The organism is Mycobacterium sp., from assembly GCF_049280035.1.
Classification (GTDB): domain Bacteria; phylum Actinomycetota; class Actinomycetes; order Mycobacteriales; family Mycobacteriaceae; genus Mycobacterium.
The window spans coordinates 1-2,635 of the sequence record NZ_JBAPPI010000148.1 but is presented as its reverse complement, the minus strand read 5'-3'; the positions used below and the strand labels follow the sequence as shown (position 1 = coordinate 2,635).

2 pseudogenes are annotated in these 2,635 nt (G+C 65.8%); both read right to left on the bottom strand.

What is annotated here, in order from left to right:
- Nucleotides 1-1,688: pseudogene (locus tag WAN71_RS04840) on the bottom strand (acyltransferase family protein); the annotation flags it as partial.
- Between the two features lie 79 nt (nucleotides 1,689-1,767).
- Nucleotides 1,768-2,265: pseudogene (gene ripD, locus WAN71_RS04835) on the bottom strand (NlpC/P60 family peptidoglycan-binding protein RipD); the annotation flags it as partial.
- Between the last annotated feature and the right edge of the window lie 370 nt (nucleotides 2,266-2,635).

Genomic DNA, 2,635 nt, shown 5'->3' with positions numbered 1-2,635 from the left:
GGGTATGGCGCATTGTTGCCCATCACCAACGGCATCTGTTCGGTAGAAAGCGGGCAGCCCATCTTGAGGTAGGTCGTTACCTTGAAGTGGTACCTGCGGCCGAGGATGTCCAGCGCGGTCAGCCAGTGCTCGGCGTGCGAGCCCCCGGCAAGCGCGATGGTCCGGGTGGCGCCCTTGTCGCCGTAGGTGCACGTGATCAACGAAGTGTTGGCAAAGTCGCCGATGCAGCCGTCGCGGGTGGACGGCGGGTAATCCTGCTGGGCTTCCAACACGGTGGGCCGCATCCGGAGCTTGGGCACCCGCACGTGTTTGACGAGGGCGCGTGCACCGGGGTAGTCGCTGGAATTGAGGCCGCTGAGCTCCTTGCCGCTGGCGCGTTGCACGTTGACGTGCTCGACCCAGGTGAACGCCGTCGCGGTCAGCGTCACGCCGAGCATTGCCACCATTGATCCCAACACCATGGTGGGACGGCGCAGCCGCGCCCGCCACGGGATGACCCGCACTGACTCGGGCGCGGCATTGACCCGGGCGCGGTGTCGCAGCGGGTCTTCGACGAACCGGGTGGTCAGATATGCCAGCACACCGGATAGCAGCAAAACCGCCGTGCCCTCGATGAAATTGGCGTGCCGGTGACCGGTATATGCGAGCCAGAAGATCAGCAGCGGCCAGTGCCACAGGTACAGCGAGTAGGCCATCGCGCCGAGCTTCACCAGCGGCTCGGTCGCCAGCAACCGGTTCGGCAGCGGCAACTTGTCACGGGTAGTGGGATGGGCCTGCCGGTTCGCGCCGGCCAGGATGAACAGCACGGCCGCCCCGACAGGGACCAGCGCCCACGGTCCCGGGAACTCCTTGACGCCGTCGATGAGCGCGCCGCAGGACAGCACGGCTGCCAATGCGACGGTGGCGATCACCGTCCGCAGCCACATCGGCCAGCGGATGTAGGGGACCAGCGCCCCGACGAGCGCCCCCAGCAGCAACTCCCAGGCCCGCGCAAAGCTGCTGTAGTAGGCGGTCGACTGGTTGGCCGCCTGCGCAAAGATCGCGTAGACGAACGACGCCAACGCCAGCGCGCTGAGCAGCAGCACATACATCGTCCGCAACCGGTCGCCGAGACGGCGCCGGAATAGCAACGCGAACCCGAAAACCAGTGCCAGGAAAGCGATGTAGAACTGGCCCTGCACCGACATCGACCAGATGTGCTGTAGCGGACTGACCGCCTCGCCTGCCCGCAGATAGTCGGCCACCGTGCTGGCCAGCTCCCAGTTCTGGTATTAGCCGAGGCTGGCCAGGCTCTGGTCGGCGAACGTCTCCCAGCGGGTCTGCGGCTGAATCAGGATGGTCAGCACCGCGCACCCGGCTAGCACCACGACCAGAGCCGGCAGCAACCTGCGGACCAGTCGAATCACTTCGGGCACCGGCGATAGTGACCCGGTTCGACCCCCAGCCGGGTTCAGCGCCGCGCGAAGCAATTTGCCGCCGAAGAAGAAGCCGGACAGCGCCAAGAACACGTCCACCCCGCCGGAAACCCGCCCGAACCACACGTGGAACATCGCGACCAGCGCGATGGCAATGCCGCGCAGCCCGTCCAAATCGTGGCGGTAGAACCCTGCTTTCTGGTTTCCCATGGCGGACGGGGTGGATTCCGCAACAGGGCCGACGGCCGGACGGGTCGGGTAGACGGTCATCATGATTGACAGACAATCTACCCAAACCGCCGACCGCCGGCAGTGCGCTAATGGCGCGCCGGCGAGTTACCGGTCAGGACTCGATGATTCGGGTCAAGTACGGAACCATCCCGCTGGTGCGCGCCGCCGAGACCGTCACGCCGGGCTCGGTGGCTTCGATCATCTGGCCATTGCCGAGGTACATCGCGACGCTTTGCGTGCCCCCGGGGCCGTAGCAGAGCAGGTCGCCGGGGCGCGCTTGTGAGAGCGCAACTTTGCGGCCGACGTTGCATTGCTCGCCCGAGGTCCGCGGCATCTTGAGCCCGGCGCCGGCATAGGCGTACTGGATCAGACCTGACGCGTCGAACCCGACGATGTTTGCTTTCAGCCCGGTCCCGCGGGTGGGGCCTGCGGCGTTGCCGCCGCCGTAGAGGAATGGCACACCGCGCTGGGCAAGCGCGCGTTGAATCACGTAGCTGGTCGACTGCTGGTAGCCCACCAGTGACGGGCCCGAGGGGTCCGCGGCCGCAGAACTGGGGTTGAGCATCGGTAGCGCCAGCAACAGGGCCAGACTGGTCGGTACGGCGTAGCTGCGTCTCATGGGGATCACCTCTCTGTGGCGTCAGCGCGGTGACTTCGCGCATCCGCCGCCATTCCTGTCGGTTCACCACAGAGACTCATGCGCTGGCCCGCCTCGTTGGGGGCCGCACGCCGTCACCTAACGGCCGTGAGGACGTGAATAAGGACGGCCCCTGGTGAACCGCTGAATTCACAACAGTCACTACAGACACTGTGGCAACAAATGGCCGCGGGGGCCATACCGCAGGCGCCTCACAAGGGATTTTTTGTCGTACCGTGACCGAACGGTGACCGCTCGCAGGCCAGGCGTTCAATTCTCAGCGGGCGGTTGTGATTTCAGTCTCATCCCGTCATGTGCCAGTAGGGCTCGCTGTAGGCGGTCAGGGCGGAGC